Raw genomic sequence first — 17,711 nt, 5'->3', positions numbered from 1 at the left:
ATTTGAGATAGCTGATCCTTTTAGGGATTGGTTTAGGAGTTAAAGTGATGGGGAATAATAGTTTTGAAGGTTTTTCTTTTGACGACGAAAGGAAAATTAAGATTTGTCTTGCTGCATCTTCGGGTGGTCATCTTGAGCAGATAATGATGTTAAAGCCTCTTGCACTTAAGTATGACGGATTTCTTGTTACAGAAAAAACTGCATATTCTACTCCGGATCCGGATCTGAATACCTATTATTTAAAGCAGACTAATAGGCATGAGAAGACATTTGTTCTTAATACAATTACCAATGCGGTTAGATCTATAAGGATTCTCATTAAAGAGAAGCCTAATTATTTGATCAGTACTGGAGTATTGGCGACTTTGCCTATCTGCTTTATCTCAAAACTTGTTGGTATTAAAGTTATATATATTGAATCTTTTGCTAAGGTTAATAGTGGAACACTTAGTGGGAGAGTTATGTATAAATTTGCCGACATGTTTATTGTTCAGTGGAAAGAAATGTTAAAAGTATATCCTAATGCTAAGTACTATGGAGGAATATACTAACTAAATGCTTATAAGGAGGAAATGATGGTTTTTGTTACACTTGGATCCCAGAAATTTCAGTTTAATAGACTCCTTAAAGCAGTTGATGATCTAGTAGCTTCTGGCGTAATCAAAGATGAAGTGTTTGCTCAGGTAGGTGAGAGTGATTATAAACCACTTCATTATAAATATAGTAAGTTCATTGAGCGTGATGAGTTCTGCAGCTTGATGAATAGAAGTAAGATAGTTATTACCCACGCTGGTACAGGTGCTATAATTACTGCTGTAAAAGCAGGTAAGAAGGTAATAGCTGTTCCTAGGTTGGCCAAATATGGAGAGTATGTTGATGATCATCAGCTTCAAATATTAAGGCAGTTTGATGAATCCCAACATTTAATATGCGCTTGTTATGATATTAGTAAGCTGGGAGATATTTATAGCCATATTGGAAATATGGAATTTTCAGAGTATCAATCTAATACAGACAGGATTATTGATGCTATAAGTGGTTTTATAACAAGAGATTATAGTGACGGATATTCTGGGAAAAAACATGGCAAATTAAGTAATATAAGTATATTGTAATTTGATCGACGGATTTATCGACATCATAATTTTATTATATAAAGCCCTCCAAACAGTATTTTCAAGTTAATACTGTTTGGAGGGCTTTTGCTAGTGGGAATCACTGCATATATTTATATGTGTTATATTTTTTTGTAAATACATCTCTTTATTATACCGACAAATTGTTTGAAATGCGAAGCGATAGATGCATGCTTGGCTGTTGCGAGCATTAGCTTAAAACTGTAAAACGGAACAGGACGTCCCATTAGTTTAAGAGCTATGATAGAAGAAAGCATTGTTGCTCTACGTTTATATTGATAATTTTGTATATATTTTAGTTCGGATCCGGTATTAATGATTCCGCTTATTGTTCCGGATTTTATACAGTTTTCAAATAATACTTTCCCATTTTCTGTTCTCAGGAATACTACATTTCTACCTTCTTTTTCGGTGAAGTCAGGAGTGTTGTCACTATTAACATACCATGCGTCTCCGCACGAAATATCAGCACTGATTCCTATTCCGTCGTAGCAAAATCGGCATAAAAGATTAACATCACGTCCTAATATACCGCCCCATGATTCGCTGTAAGACATTGTCGATATAGTGTTGTCATTATTTACAGCAGTGGCGCTTCCTGGCCAACCATTTCCTCTATATTGAAGGCTTTTGCACTTTACATTATTTGTATTTAAACGGTTCAGTAGTTTATTTTGGGCGTCATTGCTGGGTAAACCAGCGCAGAAAAATGAAAACAGATAAACTATATTATCATATTGCTGATACTTATCTTTATATGATCGTAAAGCTGCTACATCACAAGGCTTTCCTACAAAAGCATATTTTTCATTGGGATTAATTAAATAACTAAGTTCAGAAAGCGGAGATGATATAGAGTATCTGCTACCTGAGCATTTTAATACTTCAGATGCGCTTCGGCTGATAATGGTTTTGGTTCCATAAACACAGTCTTCTGAAACTGTTGTTTGAATTATTCCGTCTACAAGCTTGTTTTCAAGCAGGTATATACATAGTGAGGATAATACTCCACCGGAAGATGCGGATTTGCGAATCTTGCTGTTTGATGACCACGCATAGTATATGGAATCGGATTCGCTTCCCCAAATTTTATTGGATTGGAGATTTTGACCTGCGGAAGGACAAATATTAAGACAAAACTCCATATTAATACTTTCAGACGAAGGAGTGAGGAAACCTTTATTATTAACTGATAATGAAGCTTTGTTTTCTGATTTGCATAATCCGCAACCTGAACAATATTTGATTATTGTTTTTTTCTTAGACATATTATTCCTTTTTGGTAGATAGAGAGTTCTTTGAATTAATATCCATTAAGATTTGTGAATTTTTGTTCTCAAATGAGTTTATGTTTTTTGGTTATTTGATTCCGATTTTACTATGCTATTTTTTGAATGCAATATAATTATTTATTCAATCAATGGTATTTTGCTAATGGCAATATCTGTGTTTAATGTTCATATGAAATGAAAAAGTCATATTGCATGTTTTGAAAAGGTCTTTCAAATAATCGGCGACATATCTCGATGCTTATATTTTGTGTTTGTTGAGTCTATATTATATCAATTAAATATATTACTGTTTTTTTGAAGTCAAAGAGAATCATTGATTGTGGATTGATACACTATTATGATATACTTTTACAGGCATATCGAAGGATATCTTACAATATTATGGTAAAAATGTAAAGTGAGACCAGCTATGAAAACGAGTGATTCGAGCTTGGAGATCAGCAGTCGGAAGCCATCATTGTCATTTGTGATTTTAAACGGCTCGATGAGTATGTCACCCTCGGAAGAAACCGCAGAGGCGAAGTGGTTGAGTTTGGCAATATCAACGCCAACATAGATCATGAGGTTGTACCTCTCTTTCAAAAAGTCTGATACCGTGATATCCACTAACGATTATCATTGTAGACTTGATAGAAATAAGTACGCATAAGCAATGCTTATGGCAACATCCAGTTATAAACAATTCAGATAAAGGTAGCGGCAATACACTCCCGTAGAGTAGTCATAGCTACAAAGAAAAATCAAAAGTCCACAGTATCTGAGTTGTATTGAACCACTATATGAAAAAGAAAGCTTCCTGTATGATTTAAACAGGGATTGACCTAAAAAGAATACCTCGAGTAAAGTTGGATTGTTACTGACCTGGCAGTTGGTAATAATCCAAGACTACAAGAGGTATCTTACATGAATGCTAAAGCAAATGAAAACAAAAATCAAGTAAACAAAGCTTTCTCGGTGATAAACACTTTATCAGCCGAAGAAAGACAGTCAAGAATCGATGATCTTCTCAAGACAATGCAGGCTAAGACCTGGCATGATCTGGAAGCATCAGGAAAGTTTGATAAGAATGCCAAGCTCTCTTTTATATCGGAGGACATGCTTATAGTAGGATGCGATATAGGCAGTGAAACTCATTATCTGAGAGCTATAGATATACGAGGCAGAGAACTCAGCAAAAAACCATTTTCATTCACGAATAATGAAGAAGGATTTGAAGCTGCAAAGGCATGGATGGTTGAGCTTGCTGCAGTAAATGGCAAAAAGCAGATAGTATTAGGACTTGAGCCTACAGGTCATTACTGGTTCTGTATAGCGACATGGCTTATAAGCAATGGTATCAGTGTTGTACAGGTAAATCCATATGCAGTCAAGCAGACAAAGGAGGTTGAAGACAACAGCCAGTTAAAGGATGACAGAAAAGATCCCAAAGTAATAGCAAATCTGGTAATGAACGGAAACTATGGTATGCCATATCTTCCAGAGGGCATATACGCAGATCTGCGTAGTCTCTCGCTTCTAAGGAGTCAGCTTACCGAGAACAGGATCCGTTGTGCAAACAGGATGCACAGGCTAATGAAGATTCACTTTCCTGAATATAAGGACGCATTTGGAAAAGTGGATGGAAGTTTTGCTTTAGAAGTGCTCAAGGTTGCGCCATTTCCAGAGGACATAGTTGCATTGGGTGAAGATGGCATAAGAGAGATTTGGCACAATGCTAAGCTAAGAGGACGCGGCTATAGCAGGGCAACTGAACTATTCAGATACGCCAGTACAAGCGTGGGAAGAAATGAAGGTGCAGAATACGACAGAGAAGCTGTCAGATGGTTTGTGGAAGAAATGCTCTCTCTGGGTGATAAACTTTCGGAAGTGGAGGCCGCTATCAATGCGAAATGCATGGAAATACCACACGCTGAAAACATCCTTGAAATATCTGGGTTGGGTCAGAACATAGTTGCAGGGATCATATCTTCAATGGGGGATATTGATAGATTTGACGATGTTAAGGAAATACAGAAACTAAGTGGATTAAACCTTGTTGCATGCAGTTCGGGCAAGCATAATGGCGAAACAAAGATAAGCCACAGAGGACGCAAAGAACTGCGAACCTGGCTGTTCCAAGGAGCTAAATCAGTTGTGGCTCATGCTGAAGAATTCCAGTTGATACATGAGTACTACACTACACGGCCGAAGAATCCGCTAAAGAAGATGCAGTCGCTGATAGTTATAGCATGCAAGCTTCTGAGGATTATATTTGCGATCCTCAAGAAAGGCGTCATTTATGACCCTCAAAAGATGCTTGATGATATCAAGAGATTTGATAACGCTGAGACAGTAGCTGCATAAATAAGTATCACATATCCGGAATCCTGCCGAGCTGTTGAATGCAGTGCGACAGCTGAGCAGGGTTCCGGATGGTAACCCGTTAACAGTAGGGGGACATCTCCTACAGAACAACTACCAACATATGCCTTTAATGGATTGCGTCCACCGCTTGTCGGTACCATTCAAGACATATAGGTCAGTTAGTAAGTACCAAAGACAAACAAGAGCTGTAGCTGGCGGGAGTTCTCTCCATAGGGCCTAGACCCTGCAAGAAAGCTTTGCTGGCACTTGGTGTATGAGTAGGTGGGACGAAGGAAGTTGGGACACGATCCCTTTAGACACGGAAGGTTCACCATCATAGTTGATCAAAGGAATTATAGCCTTTATAGAGCAAACAAAGGGATGCTTTATTAGTGTTACCTTCAATCAGCTATTTAGTACATGATATATGACTATTCATCACCACTAGCTCCTGTTAAAGAGGTATATCAATAAACAAAAAGCTCATAAATACTGAAATTTGGGCTTGAAATTATAGGAAGGAAAGTGTGATCCTTAGCTTCTAAATGGATCATACAAGGAAGAAATGGCAGTAAAGAGTAGGACAGTTAATAGTGCTAGAAATGCATCAATATCATTTATAGGTGCAATATTTGGAATGCTTCTACAGTTTATTTGCAGAGGCGTGTTTGTAAGGATGCTTTCAAATGAATATCTTGGACTAAATGGTCTATTTTCGGATATATTGAATATGCTTTCTCTTTCTGAGTTAGGTATTGGAACAGCTATGTCTTATGCTATGTATAAGCCTATAGCTGACAGAAATACAGAAGAGATTAAGAGTTTGATGCATCTTTACAAGAAGATGTATACAACAATTGGCACGGTTATCATTGTTGTTGGATGCAGTATCACACCTTTCCTTCAGGTTTTTATCAAGGAAATGCCTGATATTCCACTTATAAGACTTTATTATGTTATGTATGTGTTAAACTCGGGGGTATCGTATTTCCTTGTTTACAAAAAGACATTGATTACCTGTAATCAGGAAGAATATATTCCCACTATTGTTTCATCGATTTTCTCAGTGTTGTCTCGTTTGTTTCAAGTGGTTGTTTTACTCATTTCTCGTAGCTTTTTGTTATATCTTAGTGTGCAAATCCTGTTTTCACTTGGAGAAAATGTTCTTAATTCTTATATTGCTGATAATAAATATCCATATATCAAAGAGAAAGATATTACTCCACTTGCTAAAGTAAAGTATGATGAAATAAAAAAGAATATAAAAGCAATGCTGATGCATAAAATTGGTAGCGTTATTGTTAGCGGTACTGACAGCATAATAATATCTAAACTAATTGGACTTGTGGCGCTTGGGTCTTTCTCAAATTATAATCTGATCATTACCACAGCATCATCATTGATCAATCGTGTATTTACATCGTTTACAGCTAGCTTTGGTAATCTTGTTGCATCTGCAGATAGGAAAAGAAGTCTGGAAGTTTTTGATGGAATGATATTTTTTTCCTTTTGGATATATACGTTTATAGCCACTGGATTTGTGTGTCTGATTCAGCCTTTTATTGCAGTATGGCTTGGAAAACATTATCTCCTTGATGTATCCACGGTTTATGTTTTTGCTGCATACTTCTTCTTAGGAGGAATGAGGAACCCTGCACTTATTATGAGAAATGCAACTGGAACATTTTATAATGACAGGTATAAGGCTTTGTTAGAGGCATTTGTGAATCTTGTGGTATCGATTCCATTAACAATTAAGTTTGGTATCATGGGCGTAAAGCTAGGTACAATTGTTAGTATGTTATCGGTCGCTATATGGATTGAAGGATTTGTTTTATATAAGTATTATTTTAATGCTAATGTTTTTGGATACTATTTCAAACTGTTTAAATATTATATTGTCGCTTTGGTGATATGTGCTCTATCTGTTAGGTTGACATCATTGATTACAGGAGCTGGTTTTGCGGTGATGATATTAAAGGGGATTATATGTACGGTTACTGTTAATGGAGTTATTATTGCTGTGTTTTGCAGAACAAAAGAATTCAGAATGATAACCGAAAAGATAATTAAAATCGTGTCAAAATCATAATATTATATAATTGCGCCTGGATTACAAAAGTGCTATGTATTATGATTGTTTATAAGATATATACAATGTTAATATTATGGTTGTTATTTATTTGCTGAGGCGGAATACATTGAAAGTAATTTTGTAATGGAATGCATAGCGTTATAATCTTAAATTCACCTTGTTTGCGTTAATTCTGCTTTGAAAAATGAAATTATTATCCGATATATAGTATGGTCTTAAGAGTAGTAATATTAAAATTTAGAAGGAGACTTGCTATGGGTGAGAAATATGTGTTTACCGGAAAAAAGGCAGTGCTATCCGCATTTCTTATAGTCATTCTTTTTGCTGGTGTCGTTTTCACTATGTCATTTGTTTCCTCTTTTCAAAAGAGTGAGTTTGGTGAACAGCTGATTGTGAACCCAATAGTGCCTTTGACTGATGAAACAACATCAAATGCTGGTACATCAGAAACGGATAGTCAAGGGACATATACAGAGGATTATAGTTCTGTATATTCAAAAATGGAACGTGATTTGATGGTCATTCCTGATAAATACAATACAGGGTGTAATGAAAAAAACATGTCTTTGGTTGTTTCGCCCGATAATGTTGATTCATTAAATTTGCCTGTTAAGATAAGAACTGACGGAGTTATCACTTTTCAGCCTAAATATAGTGTAAATTATCCTGATGAAATAGTTTTTTCGGATACAGATTTTCAGTTTAATAAAACTTCATTTTTCTACGCTGATTTGAAAGATGTAGGAACTTCAAAAACTGTTGTTTTTAACAATTGTAGGTTTAAAGAATTTTCAACTACAGATAATGATGGTGGCGTGGTTGCTATTTTCAATAATTGTAGTTTTAATAAGGTTACTGCTTCGCATGCTACTTTTCGTAATTGCTATTTTGGTGGTGCCAACAAGGATGCGCTGGATATTAGTAGACATGTATCTGTATATGATTCATATATTTCGGATTTGATACATCCTAATCCTAGTTATGTTCTAGGAAATCCTTTAGGCCATACAGACGGTATTCAGATTATTAGTGGTACTGAAGAGTGTGATAATATTCATTTAAAAAATGTTCGTATTGAAGTTCCTAATTTGATTTACCCTGTAGAAGTGACAGAAAATGCTGTAAATTCATGTATAATTGCAACAAATAAGACTGAGTGCCCGAATTTTACGATTGAGGATTGTTTTTTTAACGGAGGTGGATATACTCTTTATGTTACTACTGCTGCAGGTAAACCTGGGATTCATACTACGATGAGTAATGTTAGACTGGGTTGCGCTAAAAAGTGGGGAAAGCATTATTGCATTGATCGAGATACATCAAGTGTTTTGACAATAAACAATGTAGAAGACACGGATCAATTATATGTTGGATCCGTATGGAGAGATAGTGACGGTATTCATCTTTCAGTGACAAATGATACAAATCAAGATCGAATTCTTTTAGTGCGAACTGAGGATGGAGACACTAGGATAAATGTTCCTGCATTTCCTTTATATTCTCAACTCGTTGAAGGGATTGTTTTTGATGATCTTCCGATAGATGTTCATCACGTAATTAAATCAGGTAGCCCGTATGTCGTGTGTTTTGATGATACCGATGGCCAAATGAATCAGATTAGATTCGTGGATTTTTGAATATGTTTCTTGATTTTTTCTTTCTCTTGAAATAAGCTGAACATAACAGTTGAATCTGATTTGAAAATAGTAAGATAATATCAATCTATTATACATATAAATATATTGAGAGATATGTGTCAAGGGCCCCAAATGTGCGTTCATCTCCTTTTTCAGACATACATATCTCTCATTTGTTGTATATTGTTCGGATGTAAGCTCTTAATTGGTTCTTACTCTACTTAAGTTATTTTTACAAAGCAAAAATGTAGTTTGTGAAGTTATATCTTTATGGATATTGAATTATAAATTTATTATAATTACAATGTTTTTTTATTTGTAGTTTGACCTAATGATTACAATATTGTATTATGTTTTACGATAAAATAAGAAAGAAAATGGTGTGATGGATTATTCTAAGTTGATATTTGAACAAAAAAAATTTCTAAACAAGTCTTTTTTTGAAGATAAAAAACGCTTATTTCTCTTGGCTTCTTCATATAGTTATAGACAATTAAAAAAAACATATGTGAGAATTTGTAATAATCCCGATTCAAAAGAGCAATTTGAAAAATTGTATTATATTACAAACGGTGTTGATAGTAACAAAATATATAGGTTTATTAATCGTCTCTCGAATATTATTAAGGATTACTGCTTTTTTATGAAGAATCGTATCAGTCGTCGATTAATCAATTTACAGTTTTCGAATAGCCCTGATGGTTATGTCTCCGCAGTCTGTATAATTAAGAATGAATGTAGATATATAGATGAATGGTGTTGTTTTTATAAAATAGTGGGGATGGATCATATTTATATTTTTGATAACGGATCAGAAGATGATACACCTAGTGTTTTGAATAAATGGATTGAAAATGGATTTGTAACAGTAATAAGGTTTCCTGGCAAGCTTGCCCAATTACCAGCATATAGACTTGCGGCCAAATGCCTAAAAACAAAATATAGATGGGTTGCATTTATTGATATTGATGAATTTATGATTCCGGTAAATCCTTCCGAAGATTTAAAACGATTTTTCCAAAAAAAAGAGCAATATCCGGCTATTGGTGTCAATTGGGTTGTTTACGGGCCGGATTGTCATGAAGTTATTCCGGAAGGACTTGTTATAAGTAATTATTTAAGTACTTTTGAAGATAGGAATAATATTTTGAATCTCAGAATTAAAACAGTTGCAGATCCTTCTATGGTTTATGATATTACCTCTCCTCATTTTTGCATTCTAAAAAATAGTAAATATGCTGTTGATGAAAATGGGCATAGTATTGATACTAAGTGGATGTATCTTTCAAATAGTGGACCTGCTTTTACTGGAAAAAATAATTCATCTTATATTAGGATTAATCATTATTGGACTAAATCAAAAGAAGAATTACGTAATAAATGTAATCGTGGATACTCTGCGTCATTTTCTCCTGATTACGAAAAAATATTAGCTAGGCTCAATTATCCGCAAACCAAAGATGATATTGCTTTGAGATATGTAGAAGATATTTCAAATTACATGAATCAAATAAATGATTAACGATTATTATCAGCTACCGATATTCATGTAATTCTATCAGACTCATGAGATTATTGCCCCCGAAACGTACGTTTTGTGTATTTAAGCGATTCGTAATAATACAATGCACGTAACGCATGGATGGGAAACAACAGCTATATCTGGATGAGATTATCAACTGGGCTACTCTGATGTAAACGGTTAATAAATAGGGGTGACGGTCCAAGATTCTGTCCGCACCCCCCCCCTAATATTTCGGGAAAAGTACTTGCCGGTTACATCTGATCAATCAACAGAATGTAAGTGGACTAACTATCCGAGAATGGTGCATTCAAAGCAACTAGTTTTTTATTCTAGTAAAGTATTATGGAAAAGTAATGACAGATTATCTTGGTATAATTATCACGAAGAATGAAAGAGCTAAATTTTCATGTTGTATTGCACGAAAATTTAGCTCTTACGATGTTAAGTGTTCTTTATTTCGATTTTGAGAAATTATATTGTAATTCGGAAAGAATTGAGGTTAATTCTTTTTGGAATGACATCTGTGATAATCTGATTTTTTTCATGGATTCTTTGGAATGTGATAATAGTTCTTGATAATTGTGAACCCACATAATTGTTTTGTCTATTGCTTCGTCTAGGGACATCTTTTGTCCAGATATCAGATAGGTATAACCAATACCATCGTATAAACCTTCAAACTTTCTGCTATAGGAAAAAGGTATTGTTGCAACTGAACTTGAGAATGCGGCAATTGTTGCATGCATTCTTGCGCCAATGAATACATCCATCTGAGATATGATATTTTTAGCTTCGATTGGCGTAGTTATGTTTTCTGCAATGATAATTCTTTCATCAATCGCACCTAGTTCTTTACAACATGTGTAATCACTTTCGCCAGGAGGGGATAGGTGGTTTCCGACGTGTGGTATAAGATATACTGTATAATTTTCATCGAGCAAAATTTTAATGATAGATTTGCAATATTCTTTGTAATCAAACTTTAATCCGAATTTATTCTGTTCTGCGTATATGCTTTCCCACAGCAATCCTGATGGATTGATGCCTACCTTAATACTATTTGATGAAGATTTGATAGAATCATCATATGGCAGATTAAATGCTACGTCCGTGGTTAGTTTAATTTCTCTTCCAGAAATGTTTTCAGCTACCTTCTTAGAAATGACATCACGAGCAAACACATAATCACTTTTCATGATTATATATTTGGCGAGTTTTTTAACTATTTTTGAATTAAAAGGACCATACGTTTGAGGCCCAAGAATAAACAGAGGGGCGTTTTTTATAGCCAAAAGTTTTATGAGAGAACCCATAAAAAAGCGTTTTTTTCCATATATATCTGAAAAACTATCTCCACCAGTAAAATCAATAACTAAATCACTTGAATTGAATATTGTTATTAGTGTATGCCAAAAGCGAGGGCTTCGATATTGAATTTTGATTGATTGTATAGGAGCAGGATGAGTTGAAATTGTAACAAATTTATTATCTGAAAAACCTATAACTTTGTAATTTATCATTAAATCGACTTTTGATGCGATCTTATCTAGTTCATATATGAATGAATAAGTTAATGCCTCACAACCTTTGTTATCATTTTGTATTTGTAAACCTAGTAAAGCAACGTTAATAGTCTTTTTTTCCTGTGTTAGATTTTTAGATTTGATTGTCATTCTTTTGTTCCCATTCTAAATTGATTATACCTTTTTACAACACGATTATAAAAAGTATATAGTATCCGTCAAAAATGTGTCAAGAATGATTGGTTATGCATTGCTATTACTTGATTGGTAGTAGATGTGTAAGATGGGTATATTGATATATAGGAGTCTTTGTGCTATTCTGTGAATGTTTTAAAATTATTATTTGTTTCTTTGTTAAGTGCTAGGTAAATATATATGTTCATCTTCCACGCCGATGATTACGGCATTAACATTCAACAATCCAAAAGAATACTTGCCTGCCGGGAGGACGGCTGCCTTAACAGTGTCAGCATTATCCCTAATGGTGAGCAGCTCCCGGAGACTATGGAGCTATTAGATGATGGATGCCTCAAGGGTATCCATCTTAATTTCTGTGAAGGTAAGGCTTTGTCTGAGCCTGGCTCTGTTCCTCTTTTGACAGATGAGAAGGGGGTATTTAACAGATCCTTTGTTAATCTGCTTATCTGCTCCTTTACCCATCCAAAGGAATTGGAAGCACAGGTGGCAGAAGAGTGTTACCTCCAGATGAGGAGGATCCTCTCTTTCATGCCTGAGGGATATAAGCTCAGGATAGATAGCCACAGGCATTATCATATGATTCCAGGAGTTACTAAGGGAATTGTCAGAGCTATAGACAGGATAGGAGTTCCTGTTGAATATTATCGCCTTCCCATAGAGGATTTTGGGCTCTATATCAAAGAGCCGCGTCTATGGAAAAATATCAGCCCTCTTAGCGTGGTCAAAGCTATGATCCTAAAGGCGTGCCTGATCATTGACAAGCCTCTCTTAAAGCGTAAGGGACTATATGATAAGTCGCTTAAATATATTGGCGTGATCTTCACAGACAGGATGTTCTACAGCAATATTGCACCTCTTATTAGGCGGATCAAGAGGACTAAGAGCTATCAGGGCCGAGACGTAGAGATACAGTTTCATCCGGGAGCTATATATGATGGGGAGTATCTCCTTGATGATACCTTTAAAGACTGGTTTGCATCTTACAACAGAAAGGGTGAGGCCACGGCACTGCTGCGCTTAAAGACCAGCAGTATGATATAATAATTGTGCCTTGTGCTATTACTTTGCCGGACATAGCAAGGCCTGGAGGAGAGCTATGGAGAAAGATGTTTTATATTTGGTCCTGCCTTGTTACAACGAGGAAGAGACCATTGAGATAAGTCACAGGAAATTAAGATCACTTATGGATTCTCTGGTTGATCGAAAAATCATATCCAGCGAAAGCAAGATGCTCTTTGTTGACGATGGATCTTCAGACAAGACCTGGTCTATCATAGATAAGCTTCACCGGACTGATGATATGGTAGAAGGGGTAAAACTGGCTCAGAACAGGGGACATCAGGTTGCGCTCTATGCAGGTATTGAGGCGGCTGTGGAAAAGGCTGATGCTATTATCACTATAGATGTGGACTTGCAGCAGGATATTAATGCAATCCCCAGGTTTATGGCATCCTATGAGAAGGGCAGCGACATAGTATTTGGCATCAGGAATGACAGACAGACTGATGGTTTTTTTAAGAAACATACAGCTCTTATCTATTACAAACTGATGAGAATGGTCGGAGCCGGTATTGTTCCAAATAGCGCCGATTACAGGTTGATGTCCAGGCGTAGTGCCAGAGCTCTTCTTCAGTACAAGGAGTCCAATCTCTTTATCAGAGGTCTTATCACCACGCTTGGTTTTAAAACTGATAAGGTATATTTTGATGTCCATGAAAGAGAGCAGGGGAGTAGTAAGTATACTATTCACAAGATGCTTAAGCTTGCTCTGGATGGTATCACGTCATTTAGTATATTTCCGATCAGATGCGTATTATATCTGGGACTTATGGTCCTTTTAGTCAGCATTTGTGTTATGATCCATGATTTTTTTGACTGGTATAACGGCAATACTGTAGATGGATGGGCATCTCTAGAACTTTCCATCTGGTTCTTTGGTGGTGTACAGCTTGTGAGCATAGGGATCATCGGCGAATATGTGGGCAGGATCTACATGGAGTCCAAGCGAAGGCCCAGGTATATCATTGAGGAGAATACAATCAAATAAAATAGGTGATCACTTAACTGATATGTGTCCAGTGTTCTGGGACATATCAGGAAGTGATCACCTTTTTATTGTTAATTCATCATGAAATTACTTCACTATCAGCTCTGCCGATGCAGCTCCTTCTGTGGTACATCCTACTACATAGTAGGTGCCCGGGGCAGCGCTAGGTGATACTGTTATAGTTACCTTGCCGTTCTTGGAGCTAAATGAGATTCCGTTTGCAGCTCCGTTTTCACCGACTATGCTAAATACTGCCTGCTTCTTTAGACTGCCGGGCTTTCCGTTCATGGAGATAGTAGCCTTCTTTGCTTTGCTGCTTCTTTTGACAGTTATGGAAGCCTTGGAAAATGCTACATACTTCTTTGCGGGTTTCACAGTAATATAAATGTTATCCTTTACTTTGCCTATGGATGCTGTGATCTTGACCTTCTTGCTGACAGGTCTTGTGGCCATGGCATATCCGGTACTGCTGACCTTGACTGCAGAGTTGGAACTCTTCCATTTGACAATGGCTGTATCTGTATAATCTTCAGGTACCAGTGCTGACAGATCCACGCCCTGACCTACTTCCAGCTCGATCTCAGTCTGTTGATCTGTGGTCACCTCCTGGCCTGAGAAGAGATCAGGTATGGGAGTGATGGTTGACTGGTCATATCCCTGGGCCATGAGGATATCCTTGCTGTCAGCAGCGGAAGCAAGTGCTACAGGCTGATCAAAATCATAGCTTCCATTTACCTTGGCAAATAGCGAAGACCAGAAATTATATAGGGCATCAGCTGCACTTATCTTGAGCTCGCCTTGCTGCAGAGGCTTGGTTACTACTACCTTGGTATTCTTTTGTGCCTTTAATCCGTTCTTGGACACGGTCCAGGTAATATAGGCTACGCCTCTACCTCTGGCTACCAGCTTGAAGCGCTTACCATATGTCTCAACAGTGCATACATCATCATTGCTGGACTTGCCTGTGATCTCGCCGCCTTTTACCTTGCCGCTGCCGGATACGCTCAGTACATAATAGCTATTCTTGGTCTCTGTTCCTGTATATTTCAGAGACAGACTACTTAGAGCACTTACAGAACAGTTCTTATCACTGCTAACCTTAGGGGTAGTATTTACTACAGATACAGTGATTATCTTAGTACTTCCTTCGTAGCTGGCTATCACTTTGCCTTTACCTACTTTAAGTGCTTTGACTACGCCGTTATTGACGCTGATTATCTTCTTGCTGGAGCTGTCTACCTTCCATACGATGCCTTCTACATATTTATTTCCATAAGTGATATTGATCCTGTCGCTTTCACCTACTTCCAGTACCATGTCGCTGTCTGCATCCAGTACCGGACTATCTGAAAGGTCTTCTACAGGCTCATCCGGTGTAGGACTGGGCGAAGGAGTAGGTGTGGGACTAGGCGTAGGAGTCGGAGACGGAGTAGGAGTAGGCGCAGGCGTAGCTCCGGGAGCAGGCTCCGGTTCAGGCTCTGGTTCTGGACTTCCTACTTCCTGGTCTTCGCTAGGTGCAGGCTCTTCAGGAGCATCGCCGCCTTCTAATAGTTCTCCATTTTTGCCGACCTTTATGCTGCAGCTAGCTCTGCAAAGTCCATCAGCGGAGCTGGCTGTGATCACTGCTTCACCCAGACCTGTAGCAGTGACAAGGCCTGATTCTGATACAGTGGCAACTGTTTCTTCTGAGCTTGTCCAGAATACACTCTTATTATCTGCATCTGCAGGGGAGATAGTTGCAGTCAGCTGCTGGGTATCGCCTACTACCATGTTCAGGCTTCTCTCATTTAGAGTGACGGCTTCCACATTGGTTACCTTGCTGGTGATGACTGTAACCAGGCAACTTGCTGATGGTCCTGAAGGAGAGCTTGCAGTGATAGTAGCTGTGCCGCAGGACAGAGCTCTGAGCATACCCTTGCTTACTTTTGCTACTGATTCGTTATCACTGCTCCAGACAAAGGATGTATCTGTAGCGTTTGCGGGATTGATGGTCACGCTAAGGGGCATACTTTCCCCTTCTTTGATCTCTATACTGTCTCTATCAATTGTGATAGATTCTACATCGATGATTACAGGCTTTGGTATCTCTATCCACTTCGCATGGAGCTCCAGATCATTAAGCAGCGGATTATTAAAGTCATAAGGGCTGTCTGTGCTGAGATCATAATACCATCCGCCAAAGCTGTAATCGTCCATTGACGGATCTTCAGGCTTATCTACCTTTTCGCCCCATAATACATCCTTTACAGTCCATTCATTACCGCTTGATGTGTAGAAGCGGGCTTTGAGCACCTTCTGCGACCATCCGGCATAGAGGGTAATATCCTCAGTTACAGAGGATGAGAAATCATACCTGGTGGATAGATCTTCATCTGTATACCAGCCTGTAAAATCATAGCCTTCTCTCGTGGGGGCACCGGGCTCTTCTGCGGCCTCACCATAAGAGACTACTCTGGTCTCTACTGCGCTGCCTCCGCGAGGATCAAAGCTGATACTGCGGCTCTGGATCAGCCAGCTGGCATAGAGGTTTATATCAGTTGTAATGGTGCTTGAGAATTCGTAGAGCTCTGTCAAGGCTTCATCTGTATACCAGCCTGCAAAATCATAGCCTTCTCTGTATGGATCAGCAGGCCTTTCTGCTGAGGAACCATACCATACTTCTCCCTCTTCTACTTCCGAGCCGCCGAGACTATTATAGCTTACGCTGCATTTAATATGTGTCCAGCCTGCATAGAGAGTAATTGATGATAATACAGGGCTGTTAAAGTCATATAGTGTTTCAAGATCGGGATCAGAGTACCAGCCGGTAAAAGAGTAGCCTTCTTTCTCCGGATCATCGGGTCTTGTGATAAGGGAACCGGGTTCTAAGGTCTGAGAAGCAATTTCAACTGAGCTGTCTGTATAGAAATTGACCGTATTGATAGCCTTGGTCAAAGTGAGGCTGGAATGCTCAGAGCCAATTCTGCTTCCCATATCGTAGCTGCCTGACAGTACGCCGTCATTATAGCTGTATAGCTCTACAGGAAGAAGCGCGTAATATTTTACGGAAGAGGACATGGAAGATGGAAGTGTCAGGGAGGTCAATGCATAGTCACCTTTGAACATATTCCACATGTCATCAGCGTTATTGAGAGTAAAAGATGACAGATCCAGTCTGCTCAGGGATGAGCAGTCCTTAAACATATATGCTGTATTAGTTACAGCGGAAGTATCAAAAGAAGAAAGGTTGATATCAGTCAGGGCCCGGCAGCCGTTAAACATGCCGTCCATATTGGTGACTGATGAGGTGTTAAAGTTTGTAAGGTCAAGAGATGATAGCTGGCTGCATCCTTCAAACATACCAAACATATCAGTTACAGAAGAAGTATTGAGATCGGTGAGATCAAGGCTCCTTAGGCTGCTGCAGTCCCGGAACATACGGTCCATACTGCTGGCTCCGGATGTATTAAGACCTGCTAGGTCCACGCTCCTAAGACTTGTGCAACCATTAAAGAGCTTCTTGCAGCTAAGAGCTCTTACATAGCCTGAATAAGAAGAAAAGCTTATCTCCTCGATATCATCCTGCATCATGCCCCAGAGGCTATCCGGGTCATCAATGACAACATTATAAGAGGCTCCATCTATATAAGCGCTACCGGGAACTGTGACGGTTGTAGAGCTTCCTCTATACTCATCCAGGATAATATCTGATCCCTCTATGCTATATAGCCAGTCCAAATACCAGGAGCTGTCATAAGACTGTCCTGCTGCATATGCTGATATGACGGTGGGAGATGTATGTCCAAATATAGTGCTGGCTGTAATAGCTACCGAAAATACTAGTGCCCATAACCTTCGCTTCATAGAAGCCTCCTTGCTGAATGCTTTGTAGAACTATTATTTTGGCCGATCACACTTAGATATTTCGGAAGATCC

Annotated in this window: 12 protein-coding genes; 8 read left to right on the top strand and 4 right to left on the bottom strand. The window is 38.0% G+C overall.

Going from position 1 to position 17,711, the window contains the following annotated elements; genetic code table 11:
* The first annotated feature begins 47 nt into the window (after positions 1-47).
* On the top strand, positions 48-551 hold the full coding sequence (pssD, locus tag G636_RS0101875; protein ID WP_051226392.1) for a PssD/Cps14F family polysaccharide biosynthesis glycosyltransferase: 504 nt from the start codon (positions 48-50) through the stop codon (positions 549-551).
* A gap of 24 nt (positions 552-575) precedes the next feature.
* Positions 576-1,115: a PssE/Cps14G family polysaccharide biosynthesis glycosyltransferase gene (gene pssE / locus G636_RS16885; RefSeq protein ID WP_081668223.1), complete on the top strand. Its 540-nt coding sequence runs from the start codon at positions 576-578 to the stop codon at positions 1,113-1,115.
* A 122-nt stretch (positions 1,116-1,237) separates the two neighbouring features.
* On the opposite strand, the gene G636_RS0101865 is transcribed toward pssE, so the two are convergent.
* Together G636_RS0101865 and G636_RS21135 are read right to left on the bottom strand one after the other, a co-directional pair.
* Positions 1,238-2,404 (bottom strand): Coenzyme F420 hydrogenase/dehydrogenase, beta subunit C-terminal domain, encoded by a 1,167-nt coding sequence (locus G636_RS0101865; RefSeq protein ID WP_026506638.1) that lies wholly within the window; start codon positions 2,402-2,404, stop codon positions 1,238-1,240.
* Between the two features lie 372 nt (positions 2,405-2,776).
* Positions 2,777-2,989 carry an IS110 family transposase gene (locus G636_RS21135; protein WP_051226391.1) on the bottom strand — a complete coding sequence of 71 codons (213 nt, stop codon included), beginning with the start codon at positions 2,987-2,989 and terminating at the stop codon, positions 2,777-2,779.
* Positions 2,990-3,331: 342 nt separating this feature from the next.
* Between G636_RS21135 and G636_RS0101855 the strand changes: the two genes are divergently transcribed.
* The 4 genes from G636_RS0101855 to G636_RS0101840 all read left to right on the top strand — a co-directional run bounded on the left by G636_RS0101855 (position 3,332) and on the right by G636_RS0101840 (position 10,025).
* Entirely contained in the window at positions 3,332-4,771 is a 1,440-nt protein-coding gene (locus tag G636_RS0101855) for an IS110 family transposase (protein ID WP_081668222.1), read from the top strand.
* A 565-nt stretch (positions 4,772-5,336) separates the two neighbouring features.
* The gene (locus G636_RS0101850; protein ID WP_026506636.1) at positions 5,337-6,863 is read left to right on the top strand and encodes a lipopolysaccharide biosynthesis protein; all 1,527 of its coding nucleotides are present in this window, start codon (positions 5,337-5,339) and stop codon (positions 6,861-6,863) included.
* A gap of 257 nt (positions 6,864-7,120) precedes the next feature.
* On the top strand, positions 7,121-8,503 hold the full coding sequence (locus G636_RS0101845) for a hypothetical protein (protein WP_026506635.1): 1,383 nt from the start codon (positions 7,121-7,123) through the stop codon (positions 8,501-8,503).
* Positions 8,504-8,888: 385 nt separating this feature from the next.
* Positions 8,889-10,025 (top strand): glycosyltransferase family 92 protein, encoded by a 1,137-nt coding sequence (locus G636_RS0101840; RefSeq protein ID WP_026506634.1) that lies wholly within the window; start codon positions 8,889-8,891, stop codon positions 10,023-10,025.
* 455 nt (positions 10,026-10,480) lie between these two features.
* Here the strand turns inward: G636_RS0101840 and G636_RS16875 are convergent, their stop codons facing one another.
* Positions 10,481-11,701, bottom strand: a complete 1,221-nt coding sequence (locus tag G636_RS16875; protein ID WP_051226390.1) for a polysaccharide pyruvyl transferase family protein — start codon at positions 11,699-11,701, stop codon at positions 10,481-10,483.
* Positions 11,702-11,926: 225 nt separating this feature from the next.
* Between G636_RS16875 and G636_RS0101830 the strand changes: the two genes are divergently transcribed.
* Together G636_RS0101830 and G636_RS0101825 are read left to right on the top strand one after the other, a co-directional pair.
* Positions 11,927-12,790, top strand: coding sequence for a ChbG/HpnK family deacetylase (locus G636_RS0101830; protein ID WP_026506633.1), 864 nt, complete (start codon positions 11,927-11,929; stop codon positions 12,788-12,790).
* Positions 12,791-12,845: 55 nt separating this feature from the next.
* Positions 12,846-13,796: a glycosyltransferase family 2 protein gene (locus G636_RS0101825; RefSeq protein WP_026506632.1), complete on the top strand. Its 951-nt coding sequence runs from the start codon at positions 12,846-12,848 to the stop codon at positions 13,794-13,796.
* Positions 13,797-13,883: 87 nt separating this feature from the next.
* Here G636_RS0101825 and G636_RS19215 read toward each other — a convergent pair whose 3' ends face one another.
* Positions 13,884-17,639, bottom strand: coding sequence for an InlB B-repeat-containing protein (locus tag G636_RS19215; protein WP_026506631.1), 3,756 nt, complete (start codon positions 17,637-17,639; stop codon positions 13,884-13,886).
* Between the last annotated feature and the right edge of the window lie 72 nt (positions 17,640-17,711).

Source organism: Butyrivibrio sp. MC2013 (assembly GCF_000424585.1).
Taxonomy (GTDB): Bacteria; Bacillota; Clostridia; order Lachnospirales; family Lachnospiraceae; genus Butyrivibrio.
This window is presented reverse-complemented; position numbering and strand designations above follow the sequence as displayed.

Excerpts from the sequence above, each read along its gene's own strand:
- pssD (WP_051226392.1), top strand. The coding sequence starts at position 48 with ATGGGGAATAATAGTTTTGAAGGTTTTTCTTTTGACGACGAAAGGAAA.
- pssE (WP_081668223.1), top strand. The coding sequence starts at position 576 with ATGGTTTTTGTTACACTTGGATCCCAGAAATTTCAGTTTAATAGACTC.
- G636_RS0101865 (WP_026506638.1), bottom strand. The coding sequence starts at position 2,404 with ATGTCTAAGAAAAAAACAATAATCAAATATTGTTCAGGTTGCGGATTA.
- G636_RS21135 (WP_051226391.1), bottom strand. The coding sequence starts at position 2,989 with ATGATCTATGTTGGCGTTGATATTGCCAAACTCAACCACTTCGCCTCT.
- G636_RS0101855 (WP_081668222.1), top strand. The coding sequence starts at position 3,332 with ATGAATGCTAAAGCAAATGAAAACAAAAATCAAGTAAACAAAGCTTTC.
- G636_RS0101850 (WP_026506636.1), top strand. The coding sequence starts at position 5,337 with ATGGCAGTAAAGAGTAGGACAGTTAATAGTGCTAGAAATGCATCAATA.
- G636_RS0101845 (WP_026506635.1), top strand. The coding sequence starts at position 7,121 with ATGGGTGAGAAATATGTGTTTACCGGAAAAAAGGCAGTGCTATCCGCA.
- G636_RS0101840 (WP_026506634.1), top strand. The coding sequence starts at position 8,889 with ATGGATTATTCTAAGTTGATATTTGAACAAAAAAAATTTCTAAACAAG.
- G636_RS16875 (WP_051226390.1), bottom strand. The coding sequence starts at position 11,701 with ATGACAATCAAATCTAAAAATCTAACACAGGAAAAAAAGACTATTAAC.
- G636_RS0101830 (WP_026506633.1), top strand. The coding sequence starts at position 11,927 with ATGTTCATCTTCCACGCCGATGATTACGGCATTAACATTCAACAATCC.
- G636_RS0101825 (WP_026506632.1), top strand. The coding sequence starts at position 12,846 with ATGGAGAAAGATGTTTTATATTTGGTCCTGCCTTGTTACAACGAGGAA.
- G636_RS19215 (WP_026506631.1), bottom strand. The coding sequence starts at position 17,639 with ATGAAGCGAAGGTTATGGGCACTAGTATTTTCGGTAGCTATTACAGCC.